Origin of the sequence: Streptomyces sp. cg40, assembly GCF_050320165.1 — a bacterium.
Lineage (GTDB): Bacteria > Actinomycetota > Actinomycetes > Streptomycetales > Streptomycetaceae > Streptomyces > Streptomyces hokutonensis.
The window spans coordinates 1,270,151-1,289,511 of sequence record NZ_CP190128.1; the positions used below are offsets into that span (position 1 = coordinate 1,270,151).

A 19,361-nucleotide genomic window follows, 5' to 3' on the forward strand; every position below is an offset into this window, starting at 1 on the left:
TGGAGCCATGTCCCGCACCGCGCGCATCGCCGCCCACAGTGACATCGCCACGTCCCTCGCCCTCCTCTCCGACCACGAGCTCACCGAACTGGTCGACGCGGGGGCGCCGTTGGGGTCCGGCATCGGTGGTCGTTCGGCGCTGATCGAGGTGGACGGCAGAAGGGTGTTCGTGAAGCGGATGCCGCTGACCGATGTGGAGCGGCGAGCGGAGAATGTGCGGTCGACGGCCAACGTGTTCGGGGCGCCCGCCTACTGCCACTACGGCATCGGCGCGCTCCCCAGCCCCGGGTTCGGCGTCTGGCGGGAGCTGGCCGTCCACGAGATGACGACCAACTGGGTGCTGTCCGACCGGTTCTCGGGCTTCCCGCTGCTCCACCACTGGCGGATCCTGCCCGCCCCGGAGCAGCCGCTCCCCGAGGAACTCGCCGACGCGGAGCGGACCGTGGCCTACTGGGGCGCCGGGCACGAGCACATCGAGGCCCTGCGCACGGCGTCCGCGAGCCTGACGCTGTTCATGGAACACCAGCCGCACACCCTCCACGGCTGGCTCTCCGAACAGCTCCGCACCGGCGGCTCCGACACGGCCTGCGCCCTCGTGGAGCAGGGTCTCGACGCCGTCACCGGATTCCTCCGCGAGCGGCAACTCCTGCACTTCGACGTCCACTTCAGGAACATCCTCACCGACGGGCAGCAGCTCTACCTCGCCGACTACGGCCTCGCCCTCTCCCCGCGCTTCCGACTCGCCGCGGACGAACGCGACTTCCACGACCGCCACCTGCACTACGACCACGCCTATGCCTTCTCCTACCTGGTGCACTGGCTCGTCGTGGACCAGTACGGCTACGGCCCGGACGAGCGCATGGAGTTCATCCGCGCGTGCGCCGACAGCGGCAGGCGGCCCGAGGGCATCCCCGGGGCCGCCGCCGAACTCATCTCCCGGTACGCCCAACTCGCCTTCACCGTGGGCGACTTCAACCGACGCTTCATGAACGGGAGCAGGCAGACGCCGTACCCGTCCGCCGGGGAACTCGGCTACAACAGCTCCACGCTCTCCGCGTAGTGACAAGCGACCGGGTTGCCACCGCCCCGGTCGACCAGCGCCGGCACCTCCTCCACGCAGGACGCGCGTTCGCTCTCGGTCAGCTGGTTCGCGAACTTGGGGCAGCGGGTGCGGAACCGGCAGCCGCTGGGCGGGCGGACCGGGCTCGGGACGTCGCCCTGGATGGTGATGCGTTTCCGGGCGCGTTCCTTGCGCGGATCGGGCAGCGGGATGGCGGAGACCAGGGCCTGGGTGTACGGGTGCGCCGGGCGGGCGAAGAGCTGTCTGGCGGGGGCGATCTCGACCAGGCGGCCCAGGTACATGACGGCCACCCGGCCCGCCACATGCCGCATCACCGACAGGTCGTGGGCCACGAACAGGAAGGACAGGCTCAGTTCGCTCTGGAGGTCCATCAGCAGGTTGAGGACGCCCGCCTGGATGGACACGTCGAGGGCCGACACCGGTTCGTCGAGGATGACGACCTTCGGGCGTAGCGCCAACGCCCTTGCGATACCGATGCGTTGGCGCTGGCCGCCGGAGAACTCGTGGGCGAAGCGGTTGCCGTGCTCGGGGTTGAGCCCGACCAGCCGCAGGAGTTCTCGCACCTCGGAGCCCGCCCCGGACCCGTACCGGCCGTGGATGCGCAGCGGTTCGGCGACGATCTCGTGGACGGTCATCCGGGGGTCCAGCGAGGCGTACGGGTCCTGGAAGACGATCTGCAACTCCCGCCGCAGGGGCCGCATCTGACGTCTGCTCAGTTCGGTGAGTTCATGCCCCTGATAGCGGACCTGGCCTGCTGTGGCCCGTTCCAGGCCGAGGACGGTGCGCGAGATCGTGGTCTTGCCGGAGCCCGACTCCCCCACCAGGCCCAGGGTTTCGTTCTCGTGGAGGTCGAAGGAGACTCCGCAGACGGCGTGCACATCGCCCACGCGGCGCCGAACGATTCCCTTGGACATGACCGGGAAGTGCTTGACCAAGTCCCGTACCTGGAGGACCGGTTCGCCGGTGCCGCCGTGCCCGGGCAGCGGCGGCAGGGGGGTGACGGCCTGCGCGGGCGCGGTCATACGGCGTCCTCCTCGGGGTTCGTGGCGGGGGCCGCGTCGGCGAAGCGGGCCAGGGCCTCGGTGTCCGCGCCGACCGCGTCGAAGACCTGGTCGGCGCCGGTGTCGACGAGTTCGTCGGCGAAGTGGCAGGCGCTGAGGTGCAGATCGCCACCCGCCCTGCGCAGCACGGGTTCGTCGGTGTCGCACACGTCCCGGCGCATCGGGCAGCGGGGCGAGAAGGGGCAGCCGGGCGGCAGGTTGAGCAGGCTCGGCGGTGAGCCGGAGATGGGGGTGAGGCGTGCCTCCTCGCGGTCGAGGCGGGGCAGGGAGCCGAGCAGGCCCAGGGTGTAGGGCATGCGCGGGGTGTAGAAGATGTCCTCGACCGAGCCCGTCTCCACTATCCGGCCCGCGTACATGACCGCGACCCGGTCGGTGTGGCCGGCCACCACGCCGAGGTCGTGGGTGATGAGGACGAGGGCCGCCCCGGTCTCGGCGCGGGCGGTCTCCAGGGCTTCGAGGATCTGGGCCTGCACGGTGACGTCGAGGGCGGTGGTCGGTTCGTCGGCGATGATCACGTCCGGGTCGTTGGCCATGGCGATCGCGATGACGACGCGCTGGCGCATCCCGCCGGACATCTCGTGCGGGTAGTTGTCGACGCGCCGCTCGGGGCTGGGGATGCCGACCGTGCCGAGCAGTTCGACGGCGCGTCTGCGGGCGTCCTTGTGTTTCATCTCGGGGTTGTGGCGGAGCAGGGTCTCGCTGATCTGGTAGCCCACGTTGTACACGGGGTTGAGGGAGGTCATGGGGTCCTGGAAGATCATCGCGATGCCGCTGCCGCGCAGGTCGGACAGGCGCGCGTCGGACAGACCGAGCAGTTCGGTGCCCTCGAAGCGGACCGAGCCGCGCACCTTGGCGCCGGTCGGCAGCAGCCCCATCACGGCGAGGGCGGTCACCGACTTCCCGGACCCCGACTCGCCGACGATGCCCAGCGATTCACCCCGGTCGAGCCGGTAACCGACGCCGCGCACGGCCCGTACCGTCCCGTCCTCCGTGCCGAACTCCACGCTGAGGTCCTCGACTTCGAGCACGGCGGAGGTCACGGGGACCTCGCGCACTCCATGACTCGTGGTCGTCACTGTCGCACCCTTTGCTGCCGGGGGTCGAAGGCGTCGCGCAGGCCGTCGCCGATGAAGTTGATGGTCAGCGCGATGGCGATGATGAACGCGCCGGGGATGTAGAAGAGCCAGGGCCGGGTGTCGACCGCCGTCTGCGCCTGGGAGACCAGCAACCCCAGGGAGGTGTCGGGCGGTTGGACGCCGAAGCCGAGGAAGGAGAGCGCGGTCTCGGTGAGGATGCCGGTCGCCACCAGGATCGTCGCGTTGACGATGATCGGGCCCAGCGCGTTGGGCAGCAGATGCCGGAAGATGATCCGTACGTCGGAGGCGCCGAGCGCCCGCGCCGCCTCGATGAACTCCTTCTCGCGCAGCGACAGCACCGAGGAGCGCACGACCCGGGCGACGTACGCCCAGGTCAGTCCGGCGATCACGATGGCGATCCAGTACCAGGAGCCGCCCGTGCGGGAGGAGATGACCAGGGCGATCGCGAACAGGGGCAGCGTCAGCACCAGGTCCGCGATCCGCATCATGACCGCGTCGACGACGCCCCGGTAGAAGCCCGCGATGGCACCCCAGATCGCGCCCACCAGGGTGGACCCGAGCGCGATCATGATGGCGATCTTCAGCGAGGTCTGGGTGCCGCGCATGACCTGTGCGTAGGCGTCGTAGCCCGAGGAGTTGGTGCCGAACGGGTGCTTCCAGGACGGCGGTTTGGAGTTGTCCTCGGTGTACTTCGCGTAGGAGTAGTGCCACAGGTGCGGGCCGATGAACGCCCACAGCAGGATCAGCACGAACACGACCAGGCTGACCATCGCGGCCCGGTGCCGTACGAAGCGGCGCAGCACGAGCTGGGTCTGGGTGCGCTGCCGTACGGTGAACTCGTTGTCGGGGCGCGGCAGTTGTGCGTCCACCGGCCCGAGTGCCCCAACATCAGTCATAGCGGATCCTCGGGTCGAGTACGGCGTAGAGGAGATCGGCGACGAGGTTGAACCCGATGACGACGACGGCGGAGAGCAGCAGCCAGGCCATGGTGCGGTAGACGTCGAGCGTGGTCGCCGCCTGGACCAGCATCTCGCCCATACCGTGCCACTGGAAGATCGTCTCCGTGATCACCGCGCCGCCCAGGATGATCGCGATGTCGAGCGCGGTGACGGTGGCGAGCGGGATGAGGGCGGTACGCAGCGCGTGCCGGGTCATCACCTTGCCGCGCCGAAGTCCCTTGGCGCGGGCGAGGCGTACGTAGTCGCTGTTGAGGACCTCCAGCATGGAGGCGCGGGTGTAGCGGGTCCAGGAGGCGAAGGAGACCAGGGCGAGGGTGATGGTGGGCAGGATGAGGTGGCCAACGTGATCGGTGAACTGGTTCCAGGTCGTGTCGACTTCGAGGTACGGGGACTTCTCGCCGATGGTGCCGAGGAACTGGCTGCCGGTCTTCTCGTTGAACCAGATTCCGGCCTGCTTGAGCAGCACCGCGAACCAGAACACCGGCATGGCCAGGAAGAGGAAGCCGAAGAAGGTGATGGTGTAGTCGGCGGCGGAGTACTGGCGGATGGCGCTGAACACGCCGAAGACGACGGCCATGATCAGCGCGAGGATCATCGCGGCGGCGACCAGGGTGATGGTCACCTTGAAGCGGGTGAACAGATCGTGTCCGATGTTCAGGTTGGCCTGCACGGACGGGCCGAAGTCGCCGTGCAGGACGCCGGTGATCCAGTTCCAATAGCGTTCCATCACCGGCTGGTTGGCGTGGATGTGCCGGGCGAAGGCGGTCACCGCGGCCTTGCTGGGCGCGGGTTGGCGTGAGGTGGCGAAATTGGCCACCGGATCGCCGGAGTTGATGACGACGAGGAACACGATGAACGTCGAGACGATGAGGACGGGTACGGAGACGAGGATGCGGCGCACGGTGTAGGCGAGCATGCGGTCTTCTCTCGGAGGCCGGCGGTTCGGGGATGCCGTCCGTGGTCGGGGCCCGGCCCCGGTGTCGCCGGGGCCGGGCTCGACGGGCGTGCCGGTGGAACCAACACCCGTGGGTGGTGGGCTACTTCTTCAGGCCCCAGGTGCCCGTGTTGTAGGCCGGTCCCACGTTGGTGGAGTTGTTCCGCATGTTCACGAACCGCGTCTGCGAGGCGAAGAACGTCGGCTTCTGGTAGAGCGGCAGGACGTAGGCGTCGTTCACCATGAGCTGGTCGGCCTGGTTGAGGAGGGCCGCGGCCTTGGTCGCGTCCGTCTCGCCCACGGCCTGGGAGATCAGGGAGTCGGCCGTCTTGTTGCTGTAGCCGCCGTAGTTGCCGCCACCGCCGGTGAACCAGTTCTGCTGGGCGTTGCTGGTCGGGAACGGTGCCGCGACCCAGGCGAAGACGATGATGTCGTACTGGTGCCCGGCGAGGACCGTGCCGAGGTCGGCCGCGCCGATCGGCTTGATGGTGATCTTGATGCCGAGGCTCGCCAGGTTGCTCTGCAGGATCTGGCACTCGCTCTGCCGGATCTGGTTGCCGGTGGTGTAGCGGCAGTCGAAGGGACCGACGGCCTTGCCGTCCGGGGTCTTCAACGCGGTACCCACACCGGTGAACTTGGCGTCCGTGAGGTACTTCTTCGCCTTCGTCAGATCACCCGAACCCTGACCGCTGGCGCTGACCACGTCCTTGTAACCGGCCTGCCCGGGAACGAAGTTGTGGCTGCCGAGCGGCTTCACCGCCGAGTCGAACTGGCCGACCGTCTTGGCGATGATGTCCTTGATGTTGATCGCCGTGAACATCGCCTGCCGCAGCGCCAGATACTTCCCGATCACCGGGTTGTGCAGGTTGAGGTCGAAGTGCTCCCAGGTCAGCCCGTTGCCGATGCTGTAGGTGACGCCGGGGATGTTCTTCACCTGGTTGACCAGGTCCACCTCGGGCTGCGGGTAGATGCCCTGAACCTCGTTGTTCTTCAAGGCCGTTGGCTCTTGAGTCGCGTCCGAAATCACTTTGAAGATCAGCCGCTGCAAGGTCGCCTTCTTCGCGCCGTACCACTTCGGGTCGGGCACGAAGGTGGCGTGGTCGTTGTCGACCCACTGCTGCATCTTGTAGGCGCCCGCGGTCGGGTACTTGGTGGGCGGCGTCTTCAGGAAGTACTGCCAGGCCTGCGCCATCTGAGTGACCGTCATGGCGGCGGCGTCACCGACCTTGGCACCGGAGAGCTTCTCCGCGGTGTGCGCCGGATAGAGCGGATAACCCGCGCCGAACAGCGACTTCCAGTCCGAGTACGGCTTCGACATCACCATGGTGAAGGTCTTGCCGTTGTCGGACGGGGTGAGGGACTTGATCCGGTCGTAGCCCGCGGTGCTCTGCGGCAGGCAGCCGTGGGTCTGGCTGGAGTCGCTGGCGGGCGGCGGCGGGCAGTCCTTGCCGTTGTTGGTGCGCCAGTAGTAGGTGAAGTCGTCGGCGGTGATGGGCGTGCCGTCGTTCCACGCCGCCTTCGGGTTGATCTTGTAGACGATGGTCTGCGGGCTGGTGCTGGTCTGCGTCGCCGAGGTCACCAGATCGGTGTTGAGGGCGACGGTGAAGTCCGGCTGGGGCACGAACACCTGTGGCAGGACGACCTCCAGGGCCTCCCCGTTCTCGAAGGTGTTGCCGTTGACGTCCTGGACGTTCCACTGCTGGATGTTCTTCTCCAGCACATAGGTGTACGTTCCGCCGGACTTGGTGGCGGCCGAGTTGCAGGTGTTGGCCTGGCCCACGGTGTTGCAGGACGTGAGTCCGGCCGAAGTGCCCTTGCTGGAGCCGCCGCCCCCACCGCCGCTGCTACAGGCGGTGAGCACCAGGGTGAGCCCGGCGGCGAGGGTGAGGGCCCGGGTGAGGGCCGAGGATGGCGCGCGCATGTTCCTCTCCTTCGACCGGCGAAATGTCCGGTCCCGTCGAGGCGGCCGGCGGCCGCGAGAGAACTGAGCTGCGCAAAGACGTTAGAGCTCCGATGTACCTTCTTCACGTTCCTGTTCATACCGGGAAGGCGACAATTCACCCTCGCTTTGTTATCGGAATGACCCATGCCCCGCAAAATCGCCAGGTGGTGTCCCCGAAAAGGCAAAGTCCCGTTCAACATCGTTGATCAGACCGCAAATTGACGTGTCGTCACCCGAGCGGTACGCCCGCCTCCAGATAGAGCGCGGCTCCGCGTTCCCGGGCCCGCAGCGCCCACCGCAACCGCTCGTAGCGGACCGGCGGCAACAGGTCCGCGGCCTCCTGCTCGCTGGCGAAGCACCAGCCGCGCAACTCCGGTCCCGGCAGCAGCAGTCGGTCCGCCTCGGCGGCGCCCAGCCGGCCGCCGTCGAAGAGGAGGCGCAGACCGCCGTAGCCCGGCGGTGCGGGTGGTTCCCAGTCGACCACGAGCAGCCGGGGTACGTCGTCGAGGACGATGCCGGTCTCCTCGGTGACCTCGCGCATGCCGCCCCGGGCGGGTGCCTCGCCCGGTTCGACGACACCGCCGGGAAACTCCCAGCCGGCCTTGTAGGTGGGGTCGACGAGGAGGACCCGGTCCTGCTCGTCGAAGAGGAGCACTCCGGCCGCGACGGTCTCGGAGGTGGGCTCCGGGGTCTGCACGATGTCGCAGACGGGGACGGTACCGCTGCCGACGGCGTCGGCGATCCGGCAGGCCGTCTCGTACGGGGTGAGGGCACTGGTGTCGACGAGATGCGCGTCGGCGGTGAGCCAGGAGGCGAGTGCGGCGCGGTACGGCTCGATGTGGTCGTACGCCCACTGCTGCATCCGCAGCTCCCCGTCGGGGAGGTCCGGCGGGATCTCCCGGCCGGCTATTCGCTCGCGCAGGATCGTTTCCGCCGGTGCCAGGAGAACATGCCGGACCTCTATGCGGCGGGCCGCGAGGCCGCCGAAGATCTCGTCCCGGTACTCCTGGCGCAGCAGGGTCATCGGGACGACGAGGGTCCCGCCGAGCTCGGCGAGCATGGCGGCGGCCGTGTCGATCACGAGCCGTCGCCAGATCTGCAGGTCCTGGAAGTCGCCGACCTCCGCGAGGTGTTTGGCCGGGAGCAGGTTCGGAAGTGCCCCGCCGATGATCTCGGGGTCGAAGAACGTGCTGTTCGGGATCAGGTCGATCAGTTCCCGTGCGGTGCTGGTCTTGCCTGCACCGAACGCGCCGTTGATCCAGACGACGGTCACAGGTCCCCCTCTTCTGTTGGCCCCCTGAGGCTTGCCCGTTCCACCCTGCCACGGAAACCAGCCCCAGTTGAGAGCGCGCATACGACGGCGCCGGGGCCCCCTCCGACGAGGCACCGGCGCCGTTGGCTTTGGACCGGTATCAGCTGTTCTCTCCCAGGGCACCCTCGTCGACGGCAAGGCTGCCGTCGCTGACGAGGTGGTCCATGGAGCCCACGGTGTCCTTGACGTTGAGATCGCCGAGTACGTCGTGGTCGTGGGAGTGCGACGGAGTGATCGCGGCGACGACGAACCCGGTGGCGAGGGAGGCGATGGCCAGCATGCTGCGCTTCTTCATGCCCCGTTCAACTGACGAAGCGCGCCGGGGTCACGCCCGGACCGGCCGCCGGGTGGAAACCGCTCCGCCGCGCGACCGTCGTACGAGGTCCACGGCCGCCTCGGGCCACTGCGGGTGGTCGAAGGTGAACCCCTCCGCCAGCAGCCGCCCGGGGACGACCCGCCGGCTCTTCAGGAGGAGTTCGGTGTCCGAGCGCAGCGCGAAGGCGCCCAGTTCGGCCATCCACTTCGTGGCGGGCAGGCCCACGGGAATGCCCCGGGCGGCGCGCAGGACGCGCATGAAGGCGCGTTGCGGGAGCGGTCCAGGGGCGGCGAGGTTGACCGGCCCGGCGATGTCGTCGCGCGCGACGAGGAACTCCACCGCGCGGACGAAGTCCTGGTCATGGATCCAGGAGACGTACTGGGCGCCGCCCGCGACCGGGCCGCCGAGCCCGAGCCGGGCCAGCCCGAGCAGCACGTCGAAGACACCGCCGCGGTCGGGGCTCATCACCATGGCGGCGCGCAGCGCCACCTTGCGGGTGCCCGGGGTGTCGGCGCGCTCCTGCTCGCGCTCCCAGTTCTTCGCGATCTCGACGCTGTACGCCCAGTAGCCGGGGACGTCCGGTTCGGCGCCGCCGACCAGGCCGGTGGCCTCGTCGTTGGGGGCGTCGTAGCGGTGGGCGTAGACGGTGGCGGTGCTCATCTGGAGCCAGACGCGCGGCGGGTTCGCGGCGGTGGCGATCGCCTCGCCGACGACCCGGGTGGAGTGCACACGCGAGTCCATCATGGCCTTCAGGTTGGCGGGGGTGTAGCGGCAACTGACGCTGCGGCCCGCCAGGTTGATCACGACGTCGCTGCCGTCGATCTCCCGGGCCCAGGAGCCCAGGCGCTCGCCGTCCCACCACACCTCGCCCTCGCGCTTCGGCCGCCTGGTGAGGACTACGACCTCGTGGCCGGCCTCGGTCAGGGCGCGGTCGAGGATCGCGCCCACCTGTCCCGTACCACCGGGAATGACGATCTTCACAGGGCTCCCCCTATCTGTTCGGGAGTGAGCCTAGCGCAGAAAGTTGAACGTGTTCAAAAGTCGCGCGATGGAAAGTCGAACAATCAATACGCAACCCTTCCAACAGAGTTGGACACGACCTAACGTAATCGCGCACATGGCATGCACAGGAAGTGATCCAATCTCTCGCGAGTCCGGAGGAAGGTCACCATGCGTCATCCCCACACCCGCACGACCCGCCGAAGATTGGCAGGAGCGGTCGCAGCAGGGCTGTTGTGCACGGCGGGCCTCGCCGCGCCCGCAGTCGCCGCCCCCGTACAGGCCCCCGTCTCCCCCGCCCTGGCCGACGGTCAGGCGCTCACACCTCCGATGGGCTTCAACAACTGGAACTCCACCCACTGCCGTGCCGAGTTCAACGAGTCCATGGTCGAGGGAATCGCCGACCTCTTCGTCGCCAAGGGCCTCAAGGCGGCCGGCTACCAGTACGTCAACCTCGACGACTGCTGGGCGCTGCCGTCCCGGGACGCGGACGGTCAACTCGTCCCCGATCCGGTCCGTTTCCCGCACGGCATCAAGGCCGTCGCGGACTACGTGCACGCCAAGGGACTCAAGCTCGGCATCTATACCAGCGCGGGCACCAAGACCTGCAACAGCGCGGGTTTCCCCGGAGGTCTGGGCCACGAGTACAGCGACGCGCGGCAGTTCGCCGACTGGGGCGTGGACTATCTCAAGTACGACAACTGCAACAACCAGGGCGTGGACGCCAAGGTGCGCTACACCACCATGCGCGACGCCCTGAAGGCGACCGGCCGGCCCATCGTCTTCAGCATCTGCGAGTGGGGCGAGAACAAGCCCTGGGAGTGGGCCTCGGACGTCGGGCACCTGTGGCGCACCACCGGTGACATCAGCGACAACTGGGGCTCGATGCTGTCGATCCTCAAGCAGAACCTCCCGCTCGCACAGTACGCCGGACCCGGGCACTGGAACGACCCCGACATGCTGGAGGTCGGCAACGGCGGGATGACGGACACCGAGTACCGCTCGCACTTCGCGATGTGGTCGATCATGGCCGCGCCGCTCCTCATCGGCTCGGACCTGCGCAAGGCGACCGACGCGACCTTCGACATCCTCGACAACAAGGAGGTCATCGCGGTCGACCAGGATCCGCTGGGCAAACAGGGCAACGTTGTCACGTCCGAGAGCGGACGCTGGGTCGTCGCCAAGGAGATGAAGGACGGCAGCCGCACGGTCGCGCTCTTCAACGAGTCCGGCAGCGCCCAGCGCATCGCCACCACCGCGACCGCCGTCGGCCTCCCGAACGCCCGCGCCTACACCCTGCGCGACCTGTGGCAGCACCAGAGCTACAACACCGCGGGCACGATCTCCGCGACCGTCCCGGCCCACGGCACGGTACTCGTACGGGTCTTCGCCGACCGGCAGTCGGTCAAGAACCCGCCCGCCGTCGAACTCGGCCTGGGCAGCACCCCGTTGGTCCAGGCGGCGACCGCGGCCCCGCTCACCACGACGGTGACCGACCTCGGCCGGACGACCGCCGAGCGCGTCTCCGTGACCCTGACCGGGCCCGCCGGCTGGAAGATCCGGGCCAAGTCGTCGACGACCGCGAAGGCCGTGCCGGCCGGCAGGTCGCTGCGCACCAAGTGGACGGTCACCGCTCCTTCGGGGACACCGACGGGGTCGTACGACCTTGCACTGAAGGCGAGTTACCGCTCTCCGAGCGGTACGCGCGTCACCAGCACCCTGCCGTTCACCGCGTCCGTGGTGGTCGCCCCGCCTTCGGGCACCTCGTACCTCGGTGACCTTCCCTGGATGTCAACGACCAACGGATGGGGGCCCGTTGAGCGCAACACGAGCAACGGGGAGAGCGCGGCCGGGGACGGCAATCCGATCACTCTTGGCGGAGTCGTCTACGCCAAGGGGCTCGGTGTGCACGCCGCGAGCGAGGTGGCGTACTACACCGGGAAGACGTGCGAGAAGGTCACCGCGGACGTCGGTGTGGACGACGAGAAGGGGGCCAACGGGACCGTCGCCTTCGAGATCTGGGCGGACGGCACGAAGGTCGCCTCGACCGGCGTCCTCACCAACGCGATGCCCGCCCAGCCGGTCACGGCGGACGTGACCGGCGCCCAGGTGGTCCGACTCGTCGTCACCGACGGCGGCGACGGGATCGACTCGGACCACGCGGACTGGGCGGACGCGCAGCTCACTTGCTGAGCAACGCACAACTCACTTGCCGGACAAGGGCGTAGGCCACTGAACGAACGTTTCGTCCGCTCCGCGCCTCACACCCCGGCCGCGGTCGCGTTGTTCGCCCGACGGGCGAGCGCGGCCGCGGCCGCTCCCACCAGCCCGGCGTCCGTGCCCATCTGGGCCGGCGTCACGGTCAACCGCCGTACGAAGGACAGCGTCGCGTAGTCGCTCAACGCCTTGCGCAGCGGTGTGAAGAGGACGTCGCCCGCCTTGCCGACGCCGCCGCCGATCACGGCGATGTCGATCTCCACGAGGGTCGCGGTGGCCGCGATCCCCGCCGCGAGGGCCTGCGCGGCCCGCTCGAAGGAGGCGACGGCGACCGGGTCGCCCGCGCGGGCGGCGGCCGCCACCGCGGCGGCCGAGGTGTCGCCGTCCGGGCCCGGCCGCCAGCCGCTCTCGACCGCCCGCCGGGCGATGTTGGGACCGCTGGCGATCCGCTCCACACAGCCGCGCGAACCGCACGGACAGGCGTCGCCGTCCAGGTCCACGCTGATGTGGCCGATGTGGCCCGCGTTGCCGGTCGGCCCGGGATGCAGCTGCCCGTTGAGAACGAGACCGCCCCCGACTCCGGTGGAGACCACCATGCACAGCGCGTTGGCATGCCCGCGCGCCGCCCCCTGCCAGTGCTCGGCGGCCGTGATCGCCACGCCGTCGCCGATCAGCTCCACGGGCAGGCCCCCGGTCGCCGCACGCACCCGTTCGACGAGCGGATAGTCGCGCCAGCCGGGCACGTTGACGGGGCTCACGGTGCCCGCGGAGGCGTCCACGGGACCCGCGCTGCCGATGCCGAGGGCGCTCGCGCGGGACCACGAGGGCGATGCGGTGAGTTCCGCGAGCACCTCCTCCACGGCCCGCATCACGGTGTCGCCGTCGTCCTGCGAGGGCGTCGGGCGCTGCGCGCGCACCAGGATCTTGCCGTGGCCGTCCACCAGCGCCCCGGCGATCTTGGTGCCGCCGATGTCGAGCGCGGCCACGAGGTCGGTGTGCATCAGTGTCAGATCTCCCCGTCAAACATGAGAACCACCAGAAGGTGAGTTGGACCGGTCTCGCGGTGGGGGCGCAGGCCGGAGATATCGGTGGACAGTCTCTCTCGCACATGACAACGTTGTCCAGGCTCTATGCTCGACGCCACATCCTCATACAAACCCATGGACCTATGCATCCCCCGTGGACGACAGGACAGGACAGCGCATCGTGCCAGAGACCGCCCGCCGCCCCGAGAACCGCTACGGCAACCGTCCGACCATGAAGGACGTGGCCGCGCGCGCCGGTGTCGGCCTGAAAACGGTGTCACGGGTGGTCAACGGCGAGCCGGGCGTCACCCCCGACACCGAGCGCCGCGTCCAGGAGGCCATCGACGCCCTGGGCTTCCGCCGGAACGACAGCGCCCGCGTCCTGCGCAAGGGCCGCACGGCCAGCATCGGCCTCGTCCTGGAGGACCTCGCCGACCCGTTCTACGGTCCCCTCAGCCGCGCGGTCGAAGAGGTCGCCCGCGCTCACGGCGCCCTGCTCATCAACGGCTCCAGCGCCGAAGACCCGGACCGCGAGCAGGAGTTGGTGCTCGCGCTGTGCGCCCGGCGGGTGGACGGCCTGGTGGTGATCCCGGCCGGGGACGACCACCGCTACCTGGAGCCGGAGATCAAGGCGGGCGTCGCGACGGTCTTCGTGGACCGCCCGGCCGGGCAGATCGACGCGGACGTCGTCCTGTCCGACAGCTACGGCGGCGCGCGTGACGGTGTCACCCACCTCATCTCCCACGGCCACCGGCGCATCGGCTTCATCGGTGACATGCCCCGCATCCACACGGCCGCCGAGCGCCTGCGCGGCTACCGGGCCGCCATGGAGGACGCCGGGATAGCGGTCGAGGACTCCTGGATGTCCCTCGGTGTGACCGACCCCGTGCGGGTGCGCCGGGCCGCCGAGGAGATGCTGTCCGGCCCCTCCCCGGTCACCGCGATCTTCGCCGGCAACAACCGCGTGACGGTCACCGTCGTCCGCGTCCTCGCCGAACAGTCCCGCCGGATCGCCCTCGTGGGCTTCGACGACTTCGAACTCGCCGATCTGCTCCAGCCCGGCGTGACCGTCGTCGCCCAGGACGCGGCCGCCCTCGGCCGCACCGCCGCCGATCGCCTCTTCCGTCAGCTGGACGGCACGCTCATCGCCCCGGAACGCATCGAGTTGCCGACCCGGCTGATCACCCGGGGCTCGGGCGAACTACCGCCGTCGGACTGAGCCGAACCGTGAACGGCCGTACGCTGGAGGCTCTGGGGCTCGCCCGGGCACCGCGCGAGTTCCCGCTCGACTACCCGGGCGCTTGGCCCGCCACCTCCGGACTCCTCGTCGGCGACCGGCTGTTGCCCCTGGACGACCGCGTCACCTACGAGGACCGCACCCCTGTCCTCGCCATCGGTTCCAACGCCTGCCCCGCCCAACTGCGGCACAAGATGGCGGAGTTCGGAATCGACTCCCCCGTCCCGATGGTGAAGGTCCGGGTCACCGGGATCGACGTCGGCGTCTCCGCTCATGTGAGCCGCGTGGGCTATGTGTCCGCGTCGCCGGTCAACTCACCCGGTGCCGTACGGGAGTTGTTCGTGACGTGGTTCGACGCGCGGCAGCTCGCGGTGGTGGACGCGAGCGAAGTGGCGTACGACCGGGCGTGGTTGACCGGGCCCGAGTTCCGTTTCGCGTCGTCGGACTCCGGGGAGTCGCTACGGGGCGCGTATGTCTACGTCAACCGGCATGGGGTGCTGCGCGACGGCACGGGTGCCCCCCGCCGGCATCCGGGCGAGCGGGCGCTGCTCACCGAACTGCTCGCTGCCTCACCGGAGTTGAGGAAGCTGTTCGGGCGAACGCCGGAGGAGTTCTGCGCGCGGGCGCGCGAGGACCGGGAGTTGTGCGAGCGGGGTACTCGGCTGTTCCGGGAGGAGGGGTTGGTGACGGTGTCCGGGCTCGAACGCCTCGTAGGGTCTCAGCAGACCGGCAGCCCCGGGACCGGTTCGTCGTTGCCCCCGCCCTTGATGTAGACGTCGCTGACATAGACGTTCGTGTTGCCGCTGTCGTCGTCCGTCTTCGCCCACCAGACGTTGGTCCACTGGCCGTACGTCTCGCGGCGGCCCAGGTTCGACTGGCAGTAGAAGTAGTTGGTGCCCGCGCCGAGGACGCCGACCTCGGTGCCGGACACGGTGTAGGACTTGGCGGTGCGCCACACCTGGCAGTTGTACTTGCCGCCGCCGATGGACTGGCAGGCCGGGGTGGGGCTGGAACTGGGGCTGGTTCCGTCGGTGGGGGTGCTGTTGCCGCCCGTGCCTCCGCCGCCGGAGGACGTGGACCTGCTCGGCGAGGCGGTCGGAGACTGCCCGGTTGTCGTGTCCCCACCCTTGCCGGTGTGCTGCTGCGTCGGGGTCCGGGTCCCGTCGGCGCCCTTTCCGGTGGGCTTGGCGGAGTCCGAGCGCTTGGCGTCCGCGCGTGCAGTGGGCGAGGAGGCACCGGCGTCCTGGACCGGGGGCGAGCCGCCCTGCGAAGTGACCGACGTGCTACCGGAGTTGACGTAGTGGGCGACGACCACTCCGGCACCGGCGAGGACGACCGCTGCGGCAGCGGCGGCGATCAGCACGCGGGCCTTGCGGCGGGGGTGGGCGGGGTGCGCCATGGGCCCGGTCGGTGGGGTCGGATGGAGCACCGGGGCGAGGGGTGGGCCGAAGCCTTGGGGCACCGAAGTGGCAGCGGGCGTGGAGACGGGTGGGAGGGTGTCCGATCCGGTCGGCGAAACCGGGGAACCGGGGGCATGGGCTCCCGGTCCGGGCGGATTTCCGGGGGTACCGGCCGCGTTCGGTTCTCCGGTGCCGGCCGGGGCCTCGTGCAGCTCTCCGGGTCCAGCCAGGGCTTCGGACTGCTCCGCACTTCCAAGACCCGTGGTGCGGGCCGCCGTTGACTCCCGCGGGTCCTGAACCGGGGCTTCCGGCCCATCACTTCCGCTCGATGTCGGCGCCCCCGCTCCGAAGCCCGCCGCCATCGCGGCAGACCCTTCCCCGGCCCCCCTCAGCAATGTCGTCGGCGAGTCCGTCTCCGGCGCCTGCGCCACCGCTTCCAGCAGTGTGCGCGCCCGGTCGGCGTCGGGGCGCGACTCGGGGCGCTTGTCGAGGAGTTGGCGCAGGACGGGGGTGAGCGGACCGGCGCGGTGGGGTTCCGGCAGGGGCTCGTCGACGATCGCCGTGAGCGTGGAGTACGTCGAGGTGCGGCGGAACGGTGAGGCGCCCTCGACGGCCGCGTACAGCGTGGCACCCAGGGCCCAGACGTCGGAGGCCGGGCCGGGGTCGGCGCCCTGCGCCCGCTCGGGGGCCAAGTAGTCCAGGGAACCGATGAGTTCGCCGCTGCGCGTGAGGTGCGTGGCGGAGCCGTCGCCCGGGTCGTCCATCGTCGCTATGCCGAAGTCCGTGAGGACGACCCGGCCCGAGCGCTCCAGGAGGATGTTCCCGGGCTTCACGTCGCGGTGCAGCACACCGGCGGCGTGGGCGGCGGCCAGCGCCTCCGTCACCTTCGCGCCGATCCCGGCCGCCTCGCGCGGGTCGAGCGGGCCGCGCTCCGCCAGTACGTCGTCCAGGGAGGGGCCGTCGATCAGCTCCATGACGATCAGCGGGCGTCCGTCGACCTCCGCGATGTCGTGCACGACTACGACACCGGGATGGCGGACCCGTGCCGCCGCCCGTGCCTCGCGCTGCATCCGCAGCCGCAGATCGGCGAGTTGGGGCGCGTAGTCGTCGGTGAACGTGCGCAGTTCCTTGACCGCCACCTCACGGCCGAGGGCCTCGTCGACAGCGCGCCAGACCACACCCATGCCGCCGCGCCCGAGCCGGGCCACGACGCGATAGCGCCCGGCAAGCAGCCTGCCGACTCCGTCCACGCGTCCGCTCTCCCCCGAAGACACTGCCGCTCCGTCCCTATTTCCTGGTTTCCTGTGGCACATCCATGAACGCCGTACAGCCTACGGGGCGGCAGTGACAACGGGAGGGGGCGGCGGCAGCTGTGACAGGTCCGCTACTTCGGGGACGCCGTCAAGTCGCCCCGGCGGGGCGCCGCGAAGCCCTCCAGGTCCGTCCGGGTCAGCCCGGTCGCACCGGCCACCTCCGCGAGGTCGAGCGCGCCGCAGTCCAGGCCGCGCAGCAGATAGCCGCTGAGGGCCTTGGCGGTCGCGGGCTCGTCCATGACGTCGCCGCCGGCCCGGTTGGCGTAGCGGGCGAGGCGGGCGGCGGCCTGTTCGAAGCCCTCGCGGTAGAAGGCGAAGACGGCCGCGTAGCGGGTGGGGATGTGACCGGGGTGCATGTCCCAGCCCTGGTAGTACGCGCGGGACAGCGCCCGCCGGGTGAGACCGTAGTGCAGCCGCCAGGCGTCGTGGACCCGGTCCGTCGGACCGACCGGCAGCACATTGGTCGAACCGTCCGAGACGCGGACGCCCGTGCCCGCCGCCGCGACCTGCATGACGGCCTTCGCGTGGTCGGCGGCGGGGTGGTCGCTGGCCTGGTAGGCGGCTGAGACGCCGAGGCAGGCGCTGTAGTCGAAGGTGCCGTAGTGCAGGCCGGTGGCGCGGCCCTCGGCGGCCTGGATCATGCGGGCGACCGTGGCGGTCCCGTCGGTGGCCAGGATGGACTGGCTGGTCTCGATCTGGATCTCGAAGCCGATCCGGCCGGCGGCGAGCCCGTGCGCCTCCTCGAAGGCCTCCAGGAGTCGCACCATCGCGGTGACCTGCTCGGCGTAGGTGACCTTGGGCAGGGTCAGGACCAGCCCCTCGGGCAGCCCGCCGGCCGCCATCAGTCCGGTCAGGAAGATGTCGAGGGTGCGGATGCCCCGGTCGCGCACCGGTGCCTCCATGCACTTCGTCCGGATGCCCATGTACGGCGCCGCCGTGCCCTTCGCGTACGCCTCGGCGATCAGCCGGGCCGCGCGGGCGGCGGCCTCGTCCTCCTCGGCGTCGGGGCGCGGGCCGTAGCCGTCCTCGAAGTCGATCCTCAGGTCCTCGATCGGCTCGCGTTCCAACTTGGCCCGCACGCGCGCGTGGACGGGTTCGGCGAGTTCGTCGGAGAGGCCGAGGACGGCGGCGAAGCAGGCGGCGTCGGGGGCGTGTTCGTCGAGGGCGGCGAGGGCGCGGTCGCCCCAGCTGCGGATCGTGTCGGCGGCGAAGACGTCACCGGGCACGTAGACCGTGTGGACGGGCTGGCGGGTGCCGGGGTCGCCCGGGTAGCGGCGCTCCAGTTCGGCGTCGACCGGTGCCAGGGAGGCGCTGATCTCCTCGCCGACCGCGCCCGCGAGGCTCGTCGCCACCTTCTCCTGCTCGCCCTGACCCATCCCACAGCCTCCAGGTTTCCGCTCTACGGAATCAACAATCCGTAGAGCGAAGTTATCCGTGGATCTTCCCGCGGGTCAACACCCTGTCCACAGCGTGAACCCACGGCGTTCACTCCCACCCCGAGGCCCTCTTCCGCCCGACGCCCCGCCCCTTCATCCTGACTCGCAAGGGGAGGGATGCACATGTCGACTGCCTGGACGGTGACCCGCCGCGCGGGGCTGACCACGCTGGTGGCAGCCGCCATCGCCGTGCCACTGATCGGAACCGTACGCGCCGACGCCGTCCGGCACGACACCCGTCTGCTGGACGTCATGACGTTCAACCTGCGCTACGCGAGCAGCACCGAACCCAACAGCTGGCAGGTCCGCCGCCCGGTGATGCGCGACCTGCTGCTCCGCGCGGCTCCCGACATCATCGGCACCCAGGAGGGCCTCTACGGGCAGCTCCAGGACATCAGGCAGGACCTCGCGCCGCACTACGACTGGATCGGCAGCGGCCGCAAGGGCGGCAGCCACGACGAGGAGACGGCGATCTTCTACGACACCCGCAGGCTCGCCCCTCTCGAGTACGACCAGTTCTGGCTCTCCGACACGCCCTCCGTGATCGGCTCGAACACCTGGGGCGGCGCCCACCCGCGCATCGCCACCTGGATCCGTTTCCGCGACCTCGGGGACGACGGCCGGCAGTTCTACGTCCTCAACACCCACCTGGACAACGCGAGTCAGTACGCCCGCGAGCGCGCCGCCACGCTCATCGCCGCTCGCCTGGCCCGACTCGACCGCTCCCTGCCGATCGTGGTGACCGGCGACTTCAACACCGCCGCGTACACCACCTCGGTCTACGACACGATGCTGGGCGCCGGCCTCAGGGACACCTGGGACGCGGCGGCCGGGCGCGGGGAGCTGTACGGCACCTTCCACGGCTATCGGGCGCTCGTTCCGGAGGGGAACCGCATCGACTGGATCCTCGTCGGCGAGGGGATCACCGTGCGCCGTACGGTCATCGACACGTTCTCCGAGAACAGCCAGTTCCCGAGCGACCATCTGCCGGTCCAGTCCACGATCAGCCTGGGATGAATGAAGGCTCCCGCG

Annotated in this window: 16 protein-coding genes; 5 read left to right on the forward strand and 11 right to left on the reverse strand. The window is 69.8% G+C overall.

What is annotated here, in order from left to right; translation table 11 throughout:
• The first annotated feature begins 7 nt into the window (after positions 1 to 7).
• Positions 8 to 1,060 carry a protein kinase family protein gene (locus ACQHII_RS05660; RefSeq protein ID WP_427918178.1) on the forward strand — a complete coding sequence of 351 codons (1,053 nt, stop codon included), beginning with the start codon at positions 8 to 10 and terminating at the stop codon, positions 1,058 to 1,060.
• Here the strand turns inward: ACQHII_RS05660 and ACQHII_RS05665 are convergent.
• The 8 genes from ACQHII_RS05665 to ACQHII_RS05700 all read right to left on the reverse strand — a co-directional run bounded on the left by ACQHII_RS05665 (position 1,033) and on the right by ACQHII_RS05700 (position 9,683).
• Positions 1,033 to 2,103: an ABC transporter ATP-binding protein gene (locus ACQHII_RS05665; RefSeq protein WP_427918179.1), complete on the reverse strand. Its 1,071-nt coding sequence runs from the start codon at positions 2,101 to 2,103 to the stop codon at positions 1,033 to 1,035. The two genes, ACQHII_RS05660 and ACQHII_RS05665, sit on opposite strands and share 28 nt — an antisense overlap.
• Complete coding sequence (locus ACQHII_RS05670; protein WP_427918180.1) at positions 2,100 to 3,218, reverse strand: ABC transporter ATP-binding protein; 1,119 nt, start codon at positions 3,216 to 3,218, stop codon at positions 2,100 to 2,102. Before ACQHII_RS05670 ends, ACQHII_RS05665 begins: the two co-directional genes overlap by 4 nt.
• The gene (locus tag ACQHII_RS05675; RefSeq protein ID WP_427918181.1) at positions 3,215 to 4,135 is read right to left on the reverse strand and encodes an ABC transporter permease; all 921 of its coding nucleotides are present in this window, start codon (positions 4,133 to 4,135) and stop codon (positions 3,215 to 3,217) included. The genes ACQHII_RS05670 and ACQHII_RS05675 overlap by 4 nt, the downstream gene beginning before the upstream one ends.
• The gene (locus tag ACQHII_RS05680; protein WP_427918182.1) at positions 4,128 to 5,114 is read right to left on the reverse strand and encodes an ABC transporter permease; all 987 of its coding nucleotides are present in this window, start codon (positions 5,112 to 5,114) and stop codon (positions 4,128 to 4,130) included. Before ACQHII_RS05680 ends, ACQHII_RS05675 begins: the two co-directional genes overlap by 8 nt.
• Before the next feature lie 121 nt (positions 5,115 to 5,235).
• Positions 5,236 to 7,053 (reverse strand): ABC transporter family substrate-binding protein, encoded by a 1,818-nt coding sequence (locus ACQHII_RS05685; RefSeq protein ID WP_427918183.1) that lies wholly within the window; start codon positions 7,051 to 7,053, stop codon positions 5,236 to 5,238.
• A gap of 250 nt (positions 7,054 to 7,303) precedes the next feature.
• Positions 7,304 to 8,347 (reverse strand): NUDIX hydrolase, encoded by a 1,044-nt coding sequence (locus ACQHII_RS05690; protein WP_427918184.1) that lies wholly within the window; start codon positions 8,345 to 8,347, stop codon positions 7,304 to 7,306.
• A 139-nt stretch (positions 8,348 to 8,486) separates the two neighbouring features.
• The gene (locus ACQHII_RS05695) at positions 8,487 to 8,681 is read right to left on the reverse strand and encodes a hypothetical protein (protein WP_019069460.1); all 195 of its coding nucleotides are present in this window, start codon (positions 8,679 to 8,681) and stop codon (positions 8,487 to 8,489) included.
• Between the two features lie 30 nt (positions 8,682 to 8,711).
• Positions 8,712 to 9,683 (reverse strand): TIGR01777 family oxidoreductase, encoded by a 972-nt coding sequence (locus ACQHII_RS05700; protein WP_427918185.1) that lies wholly within the window; start codon positions 9,681 to 9,683, stop codon positions 8,712 to 8,714.
• Positions 9,684 to 9,872: 189 nt separating this feature from the next.
• Here ACQHII_RS05700 and ACQHII_RS05705 point away from each other — a divergent pair, with 189 nt between their 5' ends.
• Positions 9,873 to 11,894 carry an NPCBM/NEW2 domain-containing protein gene (locus ACQHII_RS05705; RefSeq protein WP_427918186.1) on the forward strand — a complete coding sequence of 674 codons (2,022 nt, stop codon included), beginning with the start codon at positions 9,873 to 9,875 and terminating at the stop codon, positions 11,892 to 11,894.
• Between the two features lie 68 nt (positions 11,895 to 11,962).
• Here ACQHII_RS05705 and ACQHII_RS05710 read toward each other — a convergent pair whose 3' ends face one another.
• Positions 11,963 to 12,919: an ROK family protein gene (locus ACQHII_RS05710; RefSeq protein ID WP_427918187.1), complete on the reverse strand. Its 957-nt coding sequence runs from the start codon at positions 12,917 to 12,919 to the stop codon at positions 11,963 to 11,965.
• Between the two features lie 178 nt (positions 12,920 to 13,097).
• Here ACQHII_RS05710 and ACQHII_RS05715 point away from each other — a divergent pair, with 178 nt between their 5' ends.
• Together ACQHII_RS05715 and ACQHII_RS05720 are read left to right on the forward strand one after the other, a co-directional pair.
• Entirely contained in the window at positions 13,098 to 14,162 is a 1,065-nt protein-coding gene (locus ACQHII_RS05715; protein ID WP_427918188.1) for a LacI family DNA-binding transcriptional regulator, read from the forward strand.
• A gap of 8 nt (positions 14,163 to 14,170) precedes the next feature.
• Entirely contained in the window at positions 14,171 to 14,953 is a 783-nt protein-coding gene (locus tag ACQHII_RS05720) for a hypothetical protein (protein ID WP_427918189.1), read from the forward strand.
• Here the strand turns inward: ACQHII_RS05720 and ACQHII_RS05725 are convergent.
• Together ACQHII_RS05725 and ACQHII_RS05730 are read right to left on the reverse strand one after the other, a co-directional pair.
• Positions 14,899 to 16,854: a protein kinase domain-containing protein gene (locus ACQHII_RS05725; RefSeq protein ID WP_427918190.1), complete on the reverse strand. Its 1,956-nt coding sequence runs from the start codon at positions 16,852 to 16,854 to the stop codon at positions 14,899 to 14,901. The two genes, ACQHII_RS05720 and ACQHII_RS05725, sit on opposite strands and share 55 nt — an antisense overlap.
• Before the next feature lie 110 nt (positions 16,855 to 16,964).
• The gene (locus ACQHII_RS05730; protein WP_427918191.1) at positions 16,965 to 18,269 is read right to left on the reverse strand and encodes a DUF6986 family protein; all 1,305 of its coding nucleotides are present in this window, start codon (positions 18,267 to 18,269) and stop codon (positions 16,965 to 16,967) included.
• A 183-nt stretch (positions 18,270 to 18,452) separates the two neighbouring features.
• On the opposite strand from ACQHII_RS05730, the gene ACQHII_RS05735 reads away from it, so the two are divergent.
• Positions 18,453 to 19,346: an endonuclease/exonuclease/phosphatase family protein gene (locus ACQHII_RS05735; RefSeq protein WP_427918192.1), complete on the forward strand. Its 894-nt coding sequence runs from the start codon at positions 18,453 to 18,455 to the stop codon at positions 19,344 to 19,346.
• The last annotated feature ends 15 nt before the right edge of the window (positions 19,347 to 19,361 follow it).

Bases quoted from the DNA above. Each gene is read 5' to 3' on its own strand.
- ACQHII_RS05660 (WP_427918178.1), top strand. From the start codon at position 8: ATGTCCCGCACCGCGCGCATCGCCGCCCACAGTGACATCGCCACGTCC.
- ACQHII_RS05665 (WP_427918179.1), bottom strand. From the start codon at position 2,103: ATGACCGCGCCCGCGCAGGCCGTCACCCCCCTGCCGCCGCTGCCCGGG.
- ACQHII_RS05675 (WP_427918181.1), bottom strand. From the start codon at position 4,135: ATGACTGATGTTGGGGCACTCGGGCCGGTGGACGCACAACTGCCGCGC.
- ACQHII_RS05680 (WP_427918182.1), bottom strand. From the start codon at position 5,114: ATGCTCGCCTACACCGTGCGCCGCATCCTCGTCTCCGTACCCGTCCTC.
- ACQHII_RS05685 (WP_427918183.1), bottom strand. From the start codon at position 7,053: ATGCGCGCGCCATCCTCGGCCCTCACCCGGGCCCTCACCCTCGCCGCC.
- ACQHII_RS05695 (WP_019069460.1), bottom strand. From the start codon at position 8,681: ATGAAGAAGCGCAGCATGCTGGCCATCGCCTCCCTCGCCACCGGGTTC.
- ACQHII_RS05705 (WP_427918186.1), top strand. From the start codon at position 9,873: ATGCGTCATCCCCACACCCGCACGACCCGCCGAAGATTGGCAGGAGCG.
- ACQHII_RS05710 (WP_427918187.1), bottom strand. From the start codon at position 12,919: ATGCACACCGACCTCGTGGCCGCGCTCGACATCGGCGGCACCAAGATC.
- ACQHII_RS05730 (WP_427918191.1), bottom strand. From the start codon at position 18,269: ATGGGTCAGGGCGAGCAGGAGAAGGTGGCGACGAGCCTCGCGGGCGCG.
- ACQHII_RS05735 (WP_427918192.1), top strand. From the start codon at position 18,453: ATGTCGACTGCCTGGACGGTGACCCGCCGCGCGGGGCTGACCACGCTG.